The following is a 17777-nucleotide window of genomic DNA, read 5'->3' as shown; positions in this document are numbered from 1 at the left end:
GCTCCATAGCATCAATTCCGAATTCCGAATTATTCAATCGGGCTTGTGTTATTTCGATATCTGCATTAAAATAAATTTTGGAAAAAATGTACAATCACAACAGGCATATTTCAGTAGCGCGACTATTGCGCTGGGTGCAAGTCATCTGGAAAGAGATTTCCTACTACCTTCGCCTTTTTTTGATAAGAGCCGCTTTGGGGATAAGGGTGTTATTGATGCAGTTAAAATTGAAACCTACAGAAGAAGATAAAGATAAAGATAAAAAAAAGCCAGGACGACTGAATCCGTCGAGAATTCGAGACCACTTGGCAAATGAGCGTACCTACCTCGCTTGGATGCGGACGGGGATCGCTCTTTTAGGTTTTGGTGTCGTCATCGTGCGTTTGCGTGCCTTCCAAGTACCTTTGATACCCCACCCTGGTAACGGTTGGAAGTTAGGTTTAGTCTTCTCGCTTGTAGGTTTGATTACGGTGTGGCTGTCAACCTCACACTATTTCGCTGTCCGTCGTGATATCGAAGAAGATACTTATGAACCAACAGACAGATGGGTGTTGCTGTTCAGTCTCGCTGTGATGATTCTCGGAACTGGGGTAATCTATTTTGTTTTTACAACTTCTTTAGATCCAATGAGTCCACTTATCCCTGAGTAATACAGCAGAATTCAGGATTCAGAATTCAGAATGGGCTACGCCCCGCTACGCTAACAGGAGTAAAACACGCTTTGTACCTGGATAACAGACTTAGCTTGTGTACCTTACTAACTTGAAATCTGCTGTAAGATTTTTAAAATCGGATCTTATACAACTCGAATAATTCCCCTGATTTTTGCGTAACTATTTTAGCACCAGCCGCTTTAATTGTTTTTTCCCACTTAGCCAAAGGCTCTAAAAACACCTCAGCCCCCAAATAGGTTTCTAGAACTGCCCAATCTTCTGCTAAAGGCTGTTCTGGATTAAGGATGTCGAAAACAAAATGTCCACCTGGTTTTAACACTCGTTTGACTTCTGCGAGTACAACATTCCAGTATTCTAGGGGAAAATAGCAGCTAAATCCTGTAGCGATCGCAAGATCAAATTGCTCTGATGGATAGTTTAACTGATGAGCGGCTCCCAATTCAACACCTTTGAACAGCTTAGAATTCAACTGTGGCCCACGAGAATTAAGGGTATCCCGTGCCACATTACTGATTTCTTGCCCATGAAAAAATGCTTGCCAATCCCGCCAAGGATAGATTAAAAAGCTGATCCCACAGCCAATATCTATACAGTGCTGGTTTTTTTGAGGTTTAGCGATTTCCCAGAAAGGAGAAGCAATTTTTCCTGCTAATATGCCACTAGTCCACTCGCGGTATATCGGCATCGCCTGTACTTCCTCTGGGAGTTCAAAGGTTTCACGTTGATATTCTCGGTTAAAGCGATAGGCTACTTGTACTAATTTTTCTTGCCAGTCGCTTGAGTGATGGGCAGCGAAAAGATTTTGTAACTGAGAATCGGGCTTTTTAGACATTTAGGTTTTTACTACTCTTTCTAAGGATTGTAGTTAAATTCGGTTTGCGATGGTGTAACCGCCCGCCGTTGGCAAAGCCTCTCGTAGAGAAGGCATCGCACCTCTATCCAATCTCCTGCTGGGATTTGTCCGACTTCGTAGGTGTAGCCAACATTCCAAAACTGATACTGTACACGAGTTAATAAACTGACTAAACTAATAGCGATCGCTATTTCTATCTGACTTGTCTTTTAGAGGTTGTTTGAAAAGTCGGAGAGATGGTAAAAAAACTCTCTCAGTATATGCTGTGAATAGATAATAGACAGCACTGAGACAGGAACATGAGTAAAGCCTACCCTCGCAATTACTCAAAGATTATGACTCACGGTTCGCCCATTTTAAATTGAGTTAGGAAAAAGCCGAACGATTTAATAAGGGTTTCAATCTATAATTCAAACGTACTATCATCCCAAATTTATGCGATCGCATAAAAATAGAGTTCTGAGAGCAGAGTGATAATTTAAATATAATTTAGGTAAATTGCTAAAACCATTACGGTAACTAGGTTTTCTGGTTTTTAGCAATTTCTCGAACTCCAAAAAAAATGGGCGAACCGGGAGTTATGAGTTATTGCCGGAAACATTGGAGACGTTTATTTACCTTGCCATGATCCGACTCATGGTGCGGCGATTAGCATAAAATTTGTCTACTTAAAACTTTTCAAGCATCCTCTTAACTTGACTTTATCCAAAATTAAGAACTTGCTTATCTTGATACTACAAAAATACTAGCTTTTTGGCAAAAAGTTTTTCCATATCACTGATTCTCGGTTAAATCTAAAAAGTAAAACTACCGTACTACAAAGGTTTCAGTGTCAGCTTGAGTGTTGTCAAAAAATGGATAAAGTCGAGCTTAAATTAAATGCGTTTACCCAGAATATATATCTAACTATATATTAACCAACAAGAAAGACACTTCAAAAATATTACAGGGAATATATTTTATTATCGTCGGAGCAATATTATTGTTTAGTAACAAACCTGAATAAGCTTAATAGGAAAAGTCAGATTTTATGAAGGCAGAAATTTTCTCTGCCTTAAATAGTGTATTAGCCCCTCATAATCTTTGATTTAAAGCAAACCATCAACTATAACCAACCAGGCTTGAAAGAGGCAATAAAGATGCACGACAAATTTACGACTCACAAAAAGCTAACACTAGGGACGAAAGCAACACCAGTGAAGCCAATGTTTCAATCGCGTCCCTTCGCACTTCCAGCGCGACCAGCTAAACAGCAGCAGACAGAGGATTTCCAGGTAGAACCAAAAAGAGTAGAAAAATCTGGGTACAGATTAATTCCGCTCTCCCCAGAGTCAAGAACACCCATCCAACCAAAGCTGATAATGGGGCAACTAGGTGAGTATGAGCAGTCAGCAGACACTGTAGCGCGTCAAGTAGTACAAAGTCTTCATACACCCATGCCAGAGCAGATGCTAGACATCAGCCAGCTTCCAAATGAGTTTGTCCAACGAATGAAAGCCAATACACTACAACGAACACAGCAGCATCAACAACCACAAATACAAACCCAAAAAATAAATTTACTCAAACAAGCAGCAGTAGATAGAAAAGTTCAGAGGATACCATCACAAGAGCTGCAAGCTCAATCGGTAATTCAGCGCGTGCCTAGTGTCTCGCAATCTGGTTTTCTTGAGACCCTTAACCCACGTTCGCCTACTCCATGGGGTGAGTTATGTAATACGTATGCGGGATTAACTTCAACAGTGAGTGCAATCATTTATATGGTAGTGAATAATCTGTTAGCCTACAATCCCGACCAGTTTCCAGATGGGAGCAACGCGAAAAATAATACAGTAAATACTGCTCAAGCGGCTCAAGGTATTGCTATAGTTAGTGGTCTTCTTTGGCTTCTAAGCGGAATGTTGACATCCCGGAATAACAGAAGGAATCAGCAAATATTAGCAGACAATCAGCAAACATTAACAGACAGAACTACTGCACTGGAGACTCAAAATACTACACAGCAGAATGAAATTAATGAACTGAAGACTGCAACTTCAAATCTTATGAATGTAATTAAGGAACAGCAAAAGCAACTGGATACACTTGAAAAACGGCTAGAGTCCAAAAATAATGTAGAACAACCAGAGAGCAGCAAAAATGCAGGTTCTAGTAGAAGGGATGAATTACCAAAACTTGAAGCCCAACTTGAAAATTCAGAAAATAAAATTACTAAACAGGATCCAGAAAATTCAGGATTAGTAACGAAATTGAGTAATGAAACCGATAAAATTTCTCAACTAGTAAGCTAACGCGCATCTAAATTTGATAATTTAACTGTCGTCTAACTTCCGTCAGGACTGGCGTAATTAGTAATTCTGAACGGGCTTTTTCTGTGTTGATGGCAGTTGCTAGTTGAGTATATTATCTAAAAGACTTCGCGGTGTCTGGTGGAAACTAGGATCGCTAATTGCAATGCTACTGACTCTTGCAATAACTCCTCTGGCGCTGACAAAAATCTTTGCAAATCTGATCCGCTAACTGGCTGAAGAGGTTGCATGGCTGTACAACTAGAGCTAACAGTACATTTATACTATAAAAAGGATACGTCAAAACTATTGTGAAAGTTTTGTATCCCTATCTTTATAATTCCCAATGCAATATCTTTACTCGCACGCCTATCGAGAAAATTCTAAATCACAAAGACTCGATAAACCGCCGTCTCTACAATAATCAATTCTTCGTAGAGACGGTAGATTTATCGCGTTTTTTTGCTAGCTAAAATTAGCCTAAATCGAAAAGCAAGATTTCGCCGCCGATGTTGGTGCTAATTTCTAGCTGTTCTTCGCCGTTGATTTGTACACCGTCGCCGGCTCTGAGTTCTTCACCATTTAAGTTAACTATGCCTTGGGCTATTTGTAACCAGGCATAGCGATCGCCTTTTACTTGATAATTAACAACATCACCTGACTCTAAAACAGATGTGTATAAATCAACATCTTGGTGAATTGTCACAGCACCATCGCGCCCATCTTTAGCCGCAATTAAGCGTAATTTACCGCGCTTTTCTTCTAAGGGAAAAGCTTTTTGTTCATATCTTGGCGTTATTCCTTCTCTATCGGGAAGAATCCAGATTTGCAACAAGTGTAGTGGTTCCGTTGGTGAGGGATTAAATTCGCTGTGGCTGATTCCAGTACCAGCGCTCATAATTTGGGCATCACCAGGGCGAATCACTGAGCCAGTACCCAAGCTGTCTTTATGCTCTACAGCACCTTCTAAGACATAAGTGAGGATTTCCATGTCACGATGACTGTGGGTAGGGAATCCAGCACCTGGGGCGATGCGATCGTCGTTGATTACCCGCAGAGAGCGAAATCCCATGCGGTTAGGATCGTAAAAACTACCAAAGGAAAATGTGTGATAACTATCGAGCCACCCCATTTTAGCGTGACCACGGGCGTTTCTATCATGAATTAGATGGGTAATTGTATTTTGAGACATATATTTACCTCGTTGTTAATGAGTATTTAGAGACGCGATGAATCGTACAAGAGAGACGCGATGAATCGCGTCTGTACAAGAGTTAGGAATCAGAATGGAATTAGCATACTTTTCGCTAACCGACAGCTTATTGAAGTTGAAGTATTAATCTTGATATATCACTTGTCGAAGATATTGTGGAATTTTTCGACCTAGTTTTGAACTATTTCAATAGTAAAGTATATACATATAAAATAAAAGTACGCACCTAAAAGTGGCGTACTTACCAAAAAGATACTACTAGATTTAAGAAAGTCTACTTCGATCAAAAGTGCTTATTTTACAGCAGCAGGTGTCTTTTGAGTTTTAGTAGTACTTGTTTTGCCATTCTCTTCCTTAATTTCTGCTACTTGCAGATGAGCTTCTAAGAACCAGAGTCGTTTGTCAATGGTGCGAGAAACTTCGGTGTAAAGATCGGCGGTATCGAGGTCGTCTAAGTCATCGGTTTTAGCGATCGCTTCTCTAATATGTTTAGCGTAGATTGCAAAGCGATCTGACAACGCTGTTACATGGTCTTTACCATCCAAAATATCTAAGGGATATTCTGGCAAAATTGAATTGCTAGCTGCGGCGCGGACTGTTCCGAATGCGTATCCACCTAAAGCTGTGATGCGTTCCGCTACCAGATCGATGAACTCTTCCAATTCCCCAGCAAGTTCATCAAATAATAGGTGCAACTGGTAGAAGTCAGTTCCTTTAACATTCCAGTGCGCTTGCTTTGCTTGGGTTTTCAGATCAGAAGTAGCTGCTAAGGTTTGGTTGAGAAGTACCACAATTTGCACTCGCGCTTCGGCGGGAATGTCAATGCGGGTAGGATACAGACGTGATGTAATGCTGTTGTCGCTCATGATTCTACGTTGTTAATGCCTTTTATATCTAACTTTACAGAATTTCAAGGCTTGGCGAAACTCTCTGACGATGGATTGAATTAATGGCTGAATGTGTTACTGTTTATGACGATTTAGTTAAATGCGATGGTTTTCTATGGTATTAAATGTACCACCAAAAAGGCGATCGCGAATAACATCATTTTGCAAAAAGTCATGGGGAAAACCCAGTTCAATTTGACTCACTTCATCTAACCGTTGCAGATGTTCTGGTGAGAGGCTGACTTCTAGTGAAGCTAGGTTATCTTGAAACTGCGTTAATTTACGTGCGCCAACGATGGGAATAATCACACCACTTTGAGCGTGTAACCAAGCTAATGCTACCTGTGAAGGTGTATGGCCAATTTCTGCTGCAACTTCGCTGACAACTTGGGCGATCGCTAAATTCTTCTCGGAAATTCCTCCCCCCAAAGTTTCAAGTCGTCCTTGTTCGCCACCTGCTTGAGGAGGCTGATTATACTTCCCTGTCAGCACACCACCACCTAAAGGCGACCACGGTGTTACTGCTAAGTCGAAGGCTTTGGCCATCGGTAGCAAGTCGCGTTCTGGTGTTCGCTGAATCAAACTATACTCAATTTGCAGGGCGACAAACTGCGTCCATCCTTGGTAATGGGCGATGGTATTTGCTTGAGAAACGATCCAAGCGGGTGTGTCAGAAATGCCGATATAAAGTACTTTACCTTGACGGACGACATCATCAAGCGATCGCAATACTTCTTCAATCGGTGTTGTAAAATCCCAAGCGTGCAACCAAAATAAATCAATGTAATCGGTATTCAGCCGTTTCAAACTACCTTCCAAAGACTGAATTAAATTCTTGCGATGGTTTCCACTAGCATTAGGGTCGCCCTTCTTTTCATTCATCTGCAAGGGTAAGGAATATTTTGTCGCAACTATAAAGCGTTCCCGATCTTTAGCAATCAATTCACCAACAATTTTTTCACTGCTACCATCGGTGTAAGCGTTGGCGGTGTCAATGAAATTTCCCCCGGCTTCTACATAGCTATCAAAGATTTTACGGCTTTCGTCAACAGATGCACCCCAGCCCCAATCTTCACCAAAGGTCATGGTTCCCAAGGAGAGTTCAGAGACTCTTAACCCGCTTTTGCCCAAGAGTTTATATTTCATGAATATTTTCTCACTAATGAAAAAACTAAGCAAATACCATTCCAAAGGCATGATAACTAGAAACGCACATCGGGGAACGAAGACATGAATTATGAATAATTGTTACAAACTAGTAAATAATTTTTGGGAATATCGCCCAAGCTAATTAAAAGGTTTACGCCGAATGGATATTTTAATAGAATAATCTCATCAAAAGATTCGCAGAAATATAAATGGACTGGATTACACTACTGCGATCGCTACAGTCTGATTTTATTAAAAGGTTAGCATCTGGTTGTCTGCTTCATTGTGAAACAGAAGGTCAATATAGTGAATTAACTATAATTTCTGGAGAAAGGTTAAAGGCACTACGGGAATTTTGCTGGCAGATGGCTGAGAAATATAAGCGTGTTTTACCAGTCCGTGATGTTTTTCTTAGCTATCTCAAAGGTAAATTAGGTGAGGAAGTTGTTAAAGAACGTTTAGCTGATTTTATTACCGAAGTCGATTATGAAAAGCGATTTGGCGGCGATGGCAATATAGATTTCACCTTGACTTCTGACCCTTCTATTGGTATTGAGGTTAAATCTCGTCATGGTCGGATTGACAGAGTTAGATGGTCAATTAGTTCTGAAGAGGTTGAAAAAAATGCAGTTGTAGTTTGCATTTTGATTCAAGAGGATGTAAGTGAAGCACAATCTGAGTATCACCTTTTTTTAGCTGGCTTTCTCCCAACTCGGATGATTAAGTTGAAAACTGGTAAAATCTCTTTTGGGATAGAACAATTATTATATGGCGGTGGTTTATGGTGTTATCTAGAACAGTTACAATCTTCTATAAATAAATCTTCTCAGCCACAACCACCAATTTACAAATATCTGCCAAAACCGGAAATTTCATTGAAGCCACCGATTAATCGGGTGATTAAATCTTATTTGCAACCTGAATATAGCGATGAAGATGTAAATCGATTTTATCTAAAATTGGGTGATGAATATTTCGAGAAAGGAGAATATACAAATGCAATTGTTAACTATAATAAAGCTTTAAAAGTTAATCAGAGTGATGTTAGTTTATATTATAAGCGAGGTTTAGCTCACTACCAGCTAGGAGATTATGAGGCTGCGATCGCAGATTATTCCCAAGCAATCCAGATGAATCTTCATGATGCGAAATTTTATAATAAACGAGGTTTGGCTCTCTATCAACTGGGGCGACTAGATGAAGCAATTAATGATTATACCCAAGCTATTAGAATTAATCCTAATGTTGCTGTAGCCTATAAAAATCGGGCTGAAGCTCGTTCCTATGTTGGAGATAACCAAGGAGCAATTGAGGATTATACCCAAGCTATTAAAATTAACCCTCATTATGCTGACGCTTATAAAAACCGTGGAATTTCTCGTTATTTATTAGGCTCTCAACCGGGATTTCCTCAAGCAATTAAGATTAATCCTCAAGATGCCATAGCTTATAAAAAACGTGGTAATGCTCGTTCAGATTTAGGAGATTTTGAGGGTGCAATTGAAGATTATACTCAAGCAATCCAGATTAATCCTAGTTATGCCGATGCTTATTATAATTGTGGTAATGCTCGTTTAGAAATTGCAGATAAACAGGGAGCAATTGAAGATTTTCAAAAAGCAGCAGATATCTATCGTCAAGAAGGTAAGCTAGAAGCACTCAAAGATACACGAGAAAGAATATTAGATTTAGAAATCGAAGAATCATTAGATATTTTAAATTTCTAGCTGAATGCGGTTCAGTTAAGAGGATGTTTGAAAAGTTGTTGGCTGTGATTTTAATCGAATTATTACCCCCCTTAATCCCCCCGATGTATTGGGGGGAAACAAGAAATATATCTAGTTCCCTCCCCTTTATAAGGCTACGGTGTACACACAAGTCAAATTACCCCCCTTAATCCCCCCTTGCAAAGGGGGGAAACCGGAAAATCTAGTTCCCTCCCCTTTATAAGGGGAGGGTTAGGGTGGGGTAATTCGAGGACTGGTAGTAATTGTAAAAAAATATTTGACACATCAATCATGACTTTTCAAAGAACCTCTAAGACTAAAACATATATAGCAATTCTAAATGAGTTGTGAAAATCGAGAGACTAAGATACCCGACTTCTCAAAGAAGTCGGGTATCTTATTGTTTACAAAGATAAAATGTTGGGTTTCTCAACCCAACCTACAGATAGTATAAGTGTTTAACCGAACCTGATATTACTTCATATCATAGCCAAACAAATTTGGGTCTACTTCTCCTAACTGCAACTCTGCTAAACCATACTCCGCCCATCGTCTCTCTACCATCGCCGCCACCTCTGGGTCAGATTCTAAAGGCGAACCCCATTCATGGTTTGTTTCTGGCGGAATCTTTGTAGTTGCATCAATTCCCATCCGTCCACCTAAGCCAATCTTCTCGCTGGCAAAATCTAAGGTATCAAAAGGTGTATTCGGCAAAATAAACACATCTCGCACTGGGTCAACTTTGGAACTAATCGCCCAGACAACTTGACGCGGATCGCGAATATTTATGTCTTTATCTACAACAATTACAAATTTTGTGTATGTAAATTGTGGTAAAGCACTCCAAAACGCTAAAGCCGCCCTTCGCGCTTGTCCTGGATATGCTTTATCAATAGAAATAATCGCCGCTTTATAACTTAAAGCTTCCATTGGGAGGAAGAAATCGACAATTTCTGATACTTGTTGCCGCAGTATAGGCGTATAGATCCGATTTAGTGCGATCGCCATCATCGCTTCTTCTTTCGGTGGACGACCGCTAAATGTTGTTAAGTAAATCGGATTTTTCCGGTGCGTCATACACTCAAAGCGTACCAATGGCGAATCTTCCACGCCGCCGTAATAACCCATGTGGTCGCCAAAAGGTCCATCTGGTAAAACTTCCCCTGGTGTAATCGTTCCTTCTAAGACAAATTCGGAATCTGCGGGAACTTCTAAATCCACAGTTTTACACTTCGCCAACTGCACGCCAGAACCACCGTAAAGTCCAGCAAATAGCCATTCTGATAAATCTACAGGAATGGGTGTAGCAGCTGCCATAATAATTAGAGGATCTACGCCAAGTGCGATCGCAACTTCTAATTTTTTCCCACGTTCCGCTGCTTTTCGCAAATGCCTCGCCCCACCCCGCACTGATAACCAGTGAACCGTCATCGTATTTTTAGATTGTAGTTGCAAACGATACACACCCACATTTGGCGTACCCGTCTCACAATCCTTGGTAATTACTAATCCCAGCGTGATAATCTTGCCAGCATCACCAATATAAGGACGTATCAAAGGCAACTTGTTTAAATCTAAATCATTACCTTGCAGCACAACTTGCTGACAAGCGGGGAAAAAATCTCTTCCTGGTTTCGCCTTTACCACGTCAAACAGCACTTTTCCAAAATCTATCGCCTGGGAAATTTTCTTCGGTGGTTTTGGCTGTTGTAGCATACTCAATTTTTTACCCAGAGTTTCCAATTCCTCTGGATGCTGCATATTCATCGCCCAGCAAATCCTTTCCACAGTTCCCATCAAATTCACCGCCACCGGAAAGGAAGCGCCTTTGACGTTTTCAAACAACAACCCCGGCCCACCTTTTTGCAGCATTCGGTTGGAAATCTCAGCAATTTCTAAGTCTGGGTCAACTAAAGCTGAAATTCGCCGTAATTGTCCTCTTTCTTCCAAAATTTTAATGAATCCCCGCAAGTCTCTCGCCATTGTTCTAATAAAGCTGATTATTTAAGAAGTGTGAAGCGCCTTCTTATATTATGGGGCATTGGGTATTGGGCAATTCAATTTTAGTAGGACTTACGGAAAATCGAACCACAGAGACACAGAGAGAAGTTGCGTGCGCGGGTTCCCCGCGTTGAGCAAACTTCGGGAGAACGCGGAGAAATAAGAGTTTGAGAGGTATTTTGCGTAAGTCCTGTTTATATTTTGGATTAAAATTCAATTTAAAATCCAAAATCTAAAATCTAAAATTCTTCTTCCCCCAGTCCCCCATTTGGGAAATTGTTGGTTTTAATTGGAAATTAACCTATTTAGTAACTTTTCTTAACTGTGTTTTCCAAAGGATTTAGTTATTGTATCTAGGGATACGCAATTATTTTTTATAAATAAGCGCTGACCTAATCAAACATGGCCAGAATATACTATACCCTCCTGGCAGGTGTCCTTGTTATATGGCCCTGCTGGGTTTATTTGTTACAACAAATGTATCGGCTATAGAGGTGTATAGTTGTACACCAAGAACAATTAACTTAATTAATCTTCAAGATTCTCAATAAAAATATTCTATAACATCAATGAATTAAGAATTTTATACCTAAAAGGTGTGAGAGATTCAAGTAATAATGCTGACTTTACCAGTGTCAATATCGTAACAAGCACCAACAATTTTTAGTTTAGCTTCACGCAGCAATTTAGCTAAAATAGTCGAGCTTTCTTGTAATTTTTCAGTTTGATACTGAATGTTGGCTATAACTGCATCTTGCATATTATCACCTGTTCTAAACTTTACTCTTTCTATAGATGGTTTGATGCCCTCAATAATCAAACCAATTCTGCCAGGAAGTGGTTCGTTTTTAATTGCTTCTGCTACTGCACCGCATCTTTTATGACCCAAAACCACAATTAACTGCGAACCTAATACTGCTGTAGAATATTCCAGACTACCTATAACCGTGTCACTAATAACATTACCAGCAACTCGCACGACAAATAAATCTCCAAGTCCTTGATCGAAAACGATTTCCGCAGGTACTCTAGAATCTGCACAGCCTAATATGGCAGCAAAGGGATACTGAGCTTTCGCAACTAATCGTAGGTGTTCTAATGATTGATCGGGATATTGACGTTTTTGATGGATAAATCTTTGATTACCATCAAGCAAGCGTCTAATGGCTTCGTTTGGACTAATTGAACTAGGGTTAACTGGTTGAATATCAGCAATAGCAGTTTGCTTTGTATTCCCAAAGCTATCACCAAAAGCAGTAGCTGCAATACCTACAACACTGGCGAATTTCAAGAAATCACGTCGCCCTACAAATCCATTAATTCGACTCATCAATCTACCCTGACAACAACAAATCTGTTGCCAAGAAGATATCAGACTTAGATAAGATGTAAGAGTACCTGATTACACGGTTTAAGAGTCATTTAATATTCACGTAATTTAGAGTTGTTATCATCTAGTGGCGTGGCACAGCTAAAATGTCGCAATATAAAAATTGAGTTATGTTTCTCAAATATCAATATTCACAAGATTTATAATGCACTAATTTAGCTATGCTACGCCACTACAGAAATTTTATTTTTACTTTATAAATAACTTATCAGGCAATACCCATAGCTACCTAAAAGCGCTAGCGATGCCGTCAGGCTTATCGTTCTATTGTCAATGATGTTTGCTTTTTGATTCACTTAGGCAGAAAGTTTTGTTATTGCGTTCATTTTCAAAATCTTGTGGTTTACTGAAATTGGTTCTCTGACTAATGATGTGTTTTTTCTAGTCAAATTTAAAGTATTTCTGTTCATTTGTGAAATGAGATTAGGCATCTCTTGCCAGCAGTGGCGGCAGAACCAGTAGGTTTCTTGTAAACGAATATGACGAAGCATTTGGTTAGAACAGCAAGGGCAGTTTGTCATAGAATTGTTGTTTTATAAAAAAAGTTAAACACAAATAAGTAGTTCGCTCTTGGCTTCACTACCTACAGCTTTAATTTATAAATAGAAAATAAAGAACTAATAAAGAAAAAAATTAGTTAACAAGTTTTAACAAATCTCAACAAGCAGTTAATTAACATAGACTAGAATCACAGGCATCGCTCACTTCCCAAGACAGTCTATTTATACAAGAACGATCGCGCCCATTTGCTTTGGCTTGATAAAGGGCTTGATCTGCTGCCTCGATCAAATCCAAAGGAACCAGATTAGGTGTAGGAATCACTGTCGCAATTCCGATACTCAAGGTGACGTGATGCTTCACAGGCGATGCAGCATGGGGAATATTTAGCTGTTGGATTGCTTTATGAATTTTTTGGGCAACGTGAAAAGCCCCATCACTATTAGTGTTAGGTAAGATGACAACAAACTCTTCTCCGCCATAACGAGCAGCTAAATCTCTAGGACGTTTGACACTTTGCTTGATCGCTTGAGCAATCAAACGCAAACAATCATCTCCGGTTGCATGACCATAAGTATCGTTATATTGTTTGAAATAATCAATGTCGCATAAAAGTAGTGAGACAAAACCTTGTTCTCGTAAAAGATATTCCCAGACAGAATCAAGCTTAATATCAAAACATCGGCGATTGGCAATTTGAGTTAATTCATCCACCATCACCATATTTTCAAGTTGCTGGTTGGCACGCTGCAATTGTTGATAAAGTTCTGATTGTTGAATAGCGATCGCTACCTGTGTTGCTAATTGCTGAAGCAGTTCGCTCTCCCAAGGTTGCCACTCACGGGTGCTGCTACAATGATGAGCAACCAAAAGTCCCCAAAGGCGATCGCCTTGTAAAATTGGTACAACTAGCTTGGCTCTGACTTGCAACTGTTGCAATAACTCTACATGACAAGGGGCAAATCCGGCGGTGTAGATATCTGGAGTGACTTTCAGGGTACTTTGTTGATAATACTGTCCCTGTGTTTCGACAAAATAGGTGTCTGTAATTTGCATATTCAAAATCGTCTGCCAACCTTCTGCAACAGACTCGGTGACAACCATACCACTCCAATCAGGGTTAAAGCGGTAGATGATGACGCGATCGGTTTGTAGAAAATGTCGAACTTCTGCAACCGTTGTGTTCAATATTTCATCCAAGTCTAAAGACTTACGGATATGTTGAGCGATCGCATAAACCATACGTTCTCGTTCTGTTTGCTGTTGCAAGGCAATTTGTGCCTGTTTGCGATCTGTAATATCTGTAAATGATGTCACCACCGCAGATGGTTTTGATTCATCAGATTCAAACAATGGCTGAGAATTGATGGAAATCCAAGTCAAGCTGTTATCAGGCTTGTGAACTCCCATAATCATATTAAATTGGGGTTGTCCGGTGCGTAAGGTGACAATGGCAGGGTGAGTTTCACCTGGAAAAGAAGTACCATCTTCATGAATAGCTCGCCATCGCAAAGCGATGGAAGTTTGCCCCATCATTTGTTCGGCTGTTAACCCTAAAATTCTTTCGGCACTTTCATTACAGGCGGTAATTCGCCCATCGGATTGCTGTAGGATGATACCTTCTGCCATCGCTGTAATTACAGAACGATAGCGTTGTTCGCTTTCTCGCAGTGCTTCTTCCATACGCTTACGTTCAGTAATATCAGTATGGGTTCCTAGCATCCGTAAGGGAAAACCATTGGCGGCGCGACTCGAAATTTGCCCCCGATCTAGAATCCACTTGTAGGTTCCATCTTTGCACTCGATCCGATATTCACTGACATATTGTTGGGTTTCACCGTACAAATGCTTAATAATCTCTTGGTAAACCCTCGCTTTATCATCTGCGTACACCCGTTGTTCCCATTCACTAAGGGTATTGCCAATTTCATGCTCTGCAAACCCTAACATTTCTTTCCATCGTCGGGAGAAAAAGACTTCGTTAGTTTCAGCATTCAAATCCCAAACTCCGTCACCATTTCCTTCCAAGGCATACTGCCATCTTTCTTCACTGGTTTTGAGTGCGGCTTCGATTTGTTTGCGTGAGGTGATGTCTTCAAAAATGTATAACCGCCCAAAATATCGATCCTGAGTATCCCGAATTTGGCTGGAAAAGCGGCGAATCGTTCGCCCATCGACAAATAAGATTTCATCCTCAATCGTGCAACGATTTTCTTCAGACTGCAACGGTTTATAGGATTCGGTAAATGCCGATACATCGACAATTAAAGGTATACAATCAGGAATAATATCATTATTTTTTAAAGCACCCAAACGCATTTGGTCTTCTAGATGTTCGATGCCCCAAATTTTACAGAAGTGGTGATTGAAATAGAGGATTTCGTCGGTGTGATTGTCAACAACAAAGAATCCCAGCAAAGAAGTGTCAGTCATGGAACGCAGCAAAGTTTCCCGCCAGCGCAATTCTGACTCTGCACGCTGGTGTTCTTGTAGTGCAACTTGTTGCTTAGTAATATCCTTTTCGTTAACGAGGATGATGGAGTTACCCGTTACAGGATCGCGAGTGTATCGTATATCTATCCCATGCCATTTAATCCCCTCAGTAGTAAACACCTGAGCCTCTATGCTGAACACCTCACCGAAATTAATCGCTTCCATGACTTGTCGCGCAACACTCTTATCGACAAAGTGACTCAGGAAAATATTCTCAGTTGACGAGTTAGGGTGCAGGGTATCCCGATAACAGCGAAGGGCTGCCGGGTTTTGCATCAAAGGTACACCATCCATCGTGTAAAGTGAGACGATCGCTGTGCTGTGACGTAGAGCTTCAATCGATCTGAGTGTTTCTCGATCAATCTGATTGATAACTTCTGGTGTTCCTTCAACCAATATCGCCATTCGCCCTTGTTCAATTGGAATTCCAGAAAACAGACAGCGAAGAGTAACAGGTTTTCCCTTGGGGTAAAATGTCCAGTTTTCAGCGATGGTTTTTCCTTGCTGAAATTCTTGCAGATAGCTTTGCAGTCGAATTTGAGTAGACTCAGAAATATCACTGAAGTTGCGATCGAGCAATTCTTCTCGACTTTGAGCATTCCAAATTTGCACAGCTGCCTGATTCGCCCACCACATCTGCAAGTTTTGAATATCATAAATCCAAACTGGAGTTTGTAATCGGTCAAATGCAATCAAATCTGTAACTAATATATTTTTTGGCAATGCTGTTCTTGTTATAATAGATTTTCTAAAATTCTTATACAGAGTTCTTTTGATTGACCTCAACTTCAATTTTTTCCGATTTTGATTGAGTTGCAGCGTTAATTTTTGGCAGGATGTAACCCTTCGCTGATGGCGTTCTGCTTCCTTCAGAGCGATTCGTAGCTCTGCGCCTACTAGTTGGAGATACTCAATTTCTAAAGAACTCCATTGACGCTGGCTACTGCACTGGTGAACAATTAGTAAGCCCCACAAATGAGGATATGTATTAGAAACTCCATCAATCTCTTGATTGTTTACTAAAATTGGTACTACTAAATTAGCTCGAATCTGCAAGTCCGTTAATAGTTTTTTGTAACAAGGGTCAAGAATTGTAGTATTAATGTCTTCAATGACACCAACGTATTCATCTCGATATTGGGTTGTATTGAAGCAAGGATCGTAAATCAATCGCCCTAGAATCGGTTTCCATGCATGATTTACAGACTCTTCTGCGATTATTCCATCTCCATTCGGCAAAAAGCGATAGATAATGGCGCGTAGGCATAGCCCGTCGTAGACATCGCTTTCTAAAGTTTTTCTAACTTCGCTGATAATAATCTTGAGCATTTCACTGACTTCAAGTGACTGGTGAATTTGGTCAGCCAGCATCCTAATTTGATCGAGGATTTGCTTTAAATCAATTTCAGAACCTGATAGACGCTTGAATAACATGGTAATCTCTAATAAAGCTAAGTATTTCTACTTGGCTAAATGTAAAAAACTGCTTGAGTATTTCATTTTATTCCAAATTATCTAAAACGTTAAGTTAAATTTAAGCTTAAATTTGATAAACAATTTCGTGCGTTACAACGTTCTGGATAACACACCACTACAATACCTAATTTTTTCAGAAATCAAATCGGATTCCTATATATTCGATGTTTTACACATTCTTGTTTAATCCATTAGAGAAGTAAAATCCCAACCCAGCAGTTTAGCAACTTCAGCAGGAAGGGTAACTGGATTAAAGGGTTTGGGGATTACACCTGCGACTTGATACTGTCGCAAAATTTCTGAATCCAGCCATCGCGCTTTAGCACTGAGTAGCACTATAGGAATAGCTTGAGTTTCTGGATGATTTCTGAGTTTATTCATAAACTCAAAACTAGCAAGATCGCGGATTGAGATATCTAATACAATCGCATCAGGACTATTGCGTACTGCACTCTGCAATCCTTCTAATGGAGAATCTGCTGTCAACACATTCCAACCAGCTAAATCTTGGAGGCAAAATTTTACTATCTCACGTACATTCATTTCATCATCAATGAGCAATATCGTTTTACTGGTTATATTTACCTCCTGTAGCATATTCATGTCATTTCATACACCTTTCCGGTGAGATAAAATATTTGTATCCGTAAATAAAAAACATAGATTACAAAAATAAAAAACTAATAAAGATATAGATTTTTTTACAAAACTTAAAAATTAATTGTCCCATCTCAGAATTTCGTCAAAAGGTCAAGATCCCCGATTCTTCGAGAAGTCGGGGATCGAATTTTTCACAATTAATTTAGGATTGCTATATACGAATCTTGATATCAGAAATTAACTGTATAACAAAAAACAAAAGGACTGGATATACCAGTCCTTTATTATATTTATCGAACAGAATTCAGGAGTCATCAGTCGGTGATTCAGACCTGCGACTGATAGCGAAGCGTTAGCGAGTCAGACGCTCCTGCGTCGCTAACGCTGCGCTATCGAGCGTCGCGTCTTGATTCTGACTCCTGTTAGCGATAGCGGGGCGTTTAGCCCATTATGACTTCTGAATTCTTCTTCAATTAACGTTTTTATCTTAATAACGGGATTTTTTGGTTTTTAACTTTTGCTTTTTAC

General features: G+C 39.9%; 12 protein-coding genes. 3 read left to right on the top strand and 9 right to left on the bottom strand.

Annotated elements, in window-relative coordinates; translation table 11 throughout:
* Nucleotides 1-215: 215 nt before the first annotated feature.
* A complete protein-coding gene (locus HWQ37_RS10715) occupies nt 216-650 on the top strand; it encodes a YidH family protein (protein ID WP_292746767.1) in 435 nt (144 codons plus the stop codon).
* Between the two features lie 133 nt (nt 651-783).
* On the opposite strand, the gene HWQ37_RS10710 is transcribed toward HWQ37_RS10715, so the two are convergent.
* Nucleotides 784-1506, bottom strand: a complete 723-nt coding sequence (locus HWQ37_RS10710; RefSeq protein WP_292746764.1) for a class I SAM-dependent methyltransferase — start codon at nt 1504-1506, stop codon at nt 784-786.
* A gap of 1160 nt (nt 1507-2666) precedes the next feature.
* Between HWQ37_RS10710 and HWQ37_RS10705 the strand changes: the two genes are divergently transcribed.
* Complete coding sequence (locus HWQ37_RS10705; protein WP_292746761.1) at nt 2667-3818, top strand: hypothetical protein; 1152 nt, start codon at nt 2667-2669, stop codon at nt 3816-3818.
* A gap of 116 nt (nt 3819-3934) precedes the next feature.
* Here the strand turns inward: HWQ37_RS10705 and HWQ37_RS10700 are convergent, their stop codons facing one another.
* The 4 genes from HWQ37_RS10700 to HWQ37_RS10685 all read right to left on the bottom strand — a co-directional run bounded on the left by HWQ37_RS10700 (nt 3935) and on the right by HWQ37_RS10685 (nt 7061).
* Complete coding sequence (locus tag HWQ37_RS10700; protein ID WP_292746758.1) at nt 3935-4066, bottom strand: hypothetical protein; 132 nt, start codon at nt 4064-4066, stop codon at nt 3935-3937.
* 224 nt (nt 4067-4290) lie between these two features.
* Entirely contained in the window at nt 4291-5007 is a 717-nt protein-coding gene (locus tag HWQ37_RS10695) for a pirin family protein (protein WP_292746755.1), read from the bottom strand.
* Nucleotides 5008-5321: 314 nt separating this feature from the next.
* Nucleotides 5322-5894, bottom strand: a complete 573-nt coding sequence (dps, locus tag HWQ37_RS10690) for a DNA starvation/stationary phase protection protein Dps (protein ID WP_292746752.1) — start codon at nt 5892-5894, stop codon at nt 5322-5324.
* 117 nt (nt 5895-6011) lie between these two features.
* Complete coding sequence (locus HWQ37_RS10685; protein WP_292746749.1) at nt 6012-7061, bottom strand: aldo/keto reductase; 1050 nt, start codon at nt 7059-7061, stop codon at nt 6012-6014.
* Nucleotides 7062-7273: 212 nt separating this feature from the next.
* On the opposite strand from HWQ37_RS10685, the gene HWQ37_RS10680 reads away from it, so the two are divergent.
* Nucleotides 7274-8791 (top strand): tetratricopeptide repeat protein, encoded by a 1518-nt coding sequence (locus HWQ37_RS10680; RefSeq protein ID WP_292746746.1) that lies wholly within the window; start codon nt 7274-7276, stop codon nt 8789-8791.
* Nucleotides 8792-9265: 474 nt separating this feature from the next.
* Here the strand turns inward: HWQ37_RS10680 and HWQ37_RS10675 are convergent, their stop codons facing one another.
* The 4 genes from HWQ37_RS10675 to HWQ37_RS10655 all read right to left on the bottom strand — a co-directional run bounded on the left by HWQ37_RS10675 (nt 9266) and on the right by HWQ37_RS10655 (nt 17252).
* Nucleotides 9266-10774: a UbiD family decarboxylase gene (locus HWQ37_RS10675; RefSeq protein WP_292746744.1), complete on the bottom strand. Its 1509-nt coding sequence runs from the start codon at nt 10772-10774 to the stop codon at nt 9266-9268.
* A gap of 625 nt (nt 10775-11399) precedes the next feature.
* Entirely contained in the window at nt 11400-12122 is a 723-nt protein-coding gene (locus HWQ37_RS10670) for a carbonic anhydrase (RefSeq protein WP_292746741.1), read from the bottom strand.
* A 732-nt stretch (nt 12123-12854) separates the two neighbouring features.
* Nucleotides 12855-16607: a diguanylate cyclase domain-containing protein gene (locus tag HWQ37_RS10660; RefSeq protein ID WP_292746734.1), complete on the bottom strand. Its 3753-nt coding sequence runs from the start codon at nt 16605-16607 to the stop codon at nt 12855-12857.
* A 225-nt stretch (nt 16608-16832) separates the two neighbouring features.
* Nucleotides 16833-17252: a response regulator gene (locus HWQ37_RS10655; protein WP_292746732.1), complete on the bottom strand. Its 420-nt coding sequence runs from the start codon at nt 17250-17252 to the stop codon at nt 16833-16835.
* Nucleotides 17253-17777: the final 525 nt, after the last annotated feature.

The sequence above is a fragment of the Nostoc sp. NMS4 genome, assembly GCF_017115095.1.
In the GTDB taxonomy this organism is placed as follows: domain Bacteria; phylum Cyanobacteriota; class Cyanobacteriia; order Cyanobacteriales; family Nostocaceae; genus Nostoc.
Note: the sequence above shows the minus strand (reverse complement) of the source record. Positions and strands in the feature narration are given on the sequence as shown.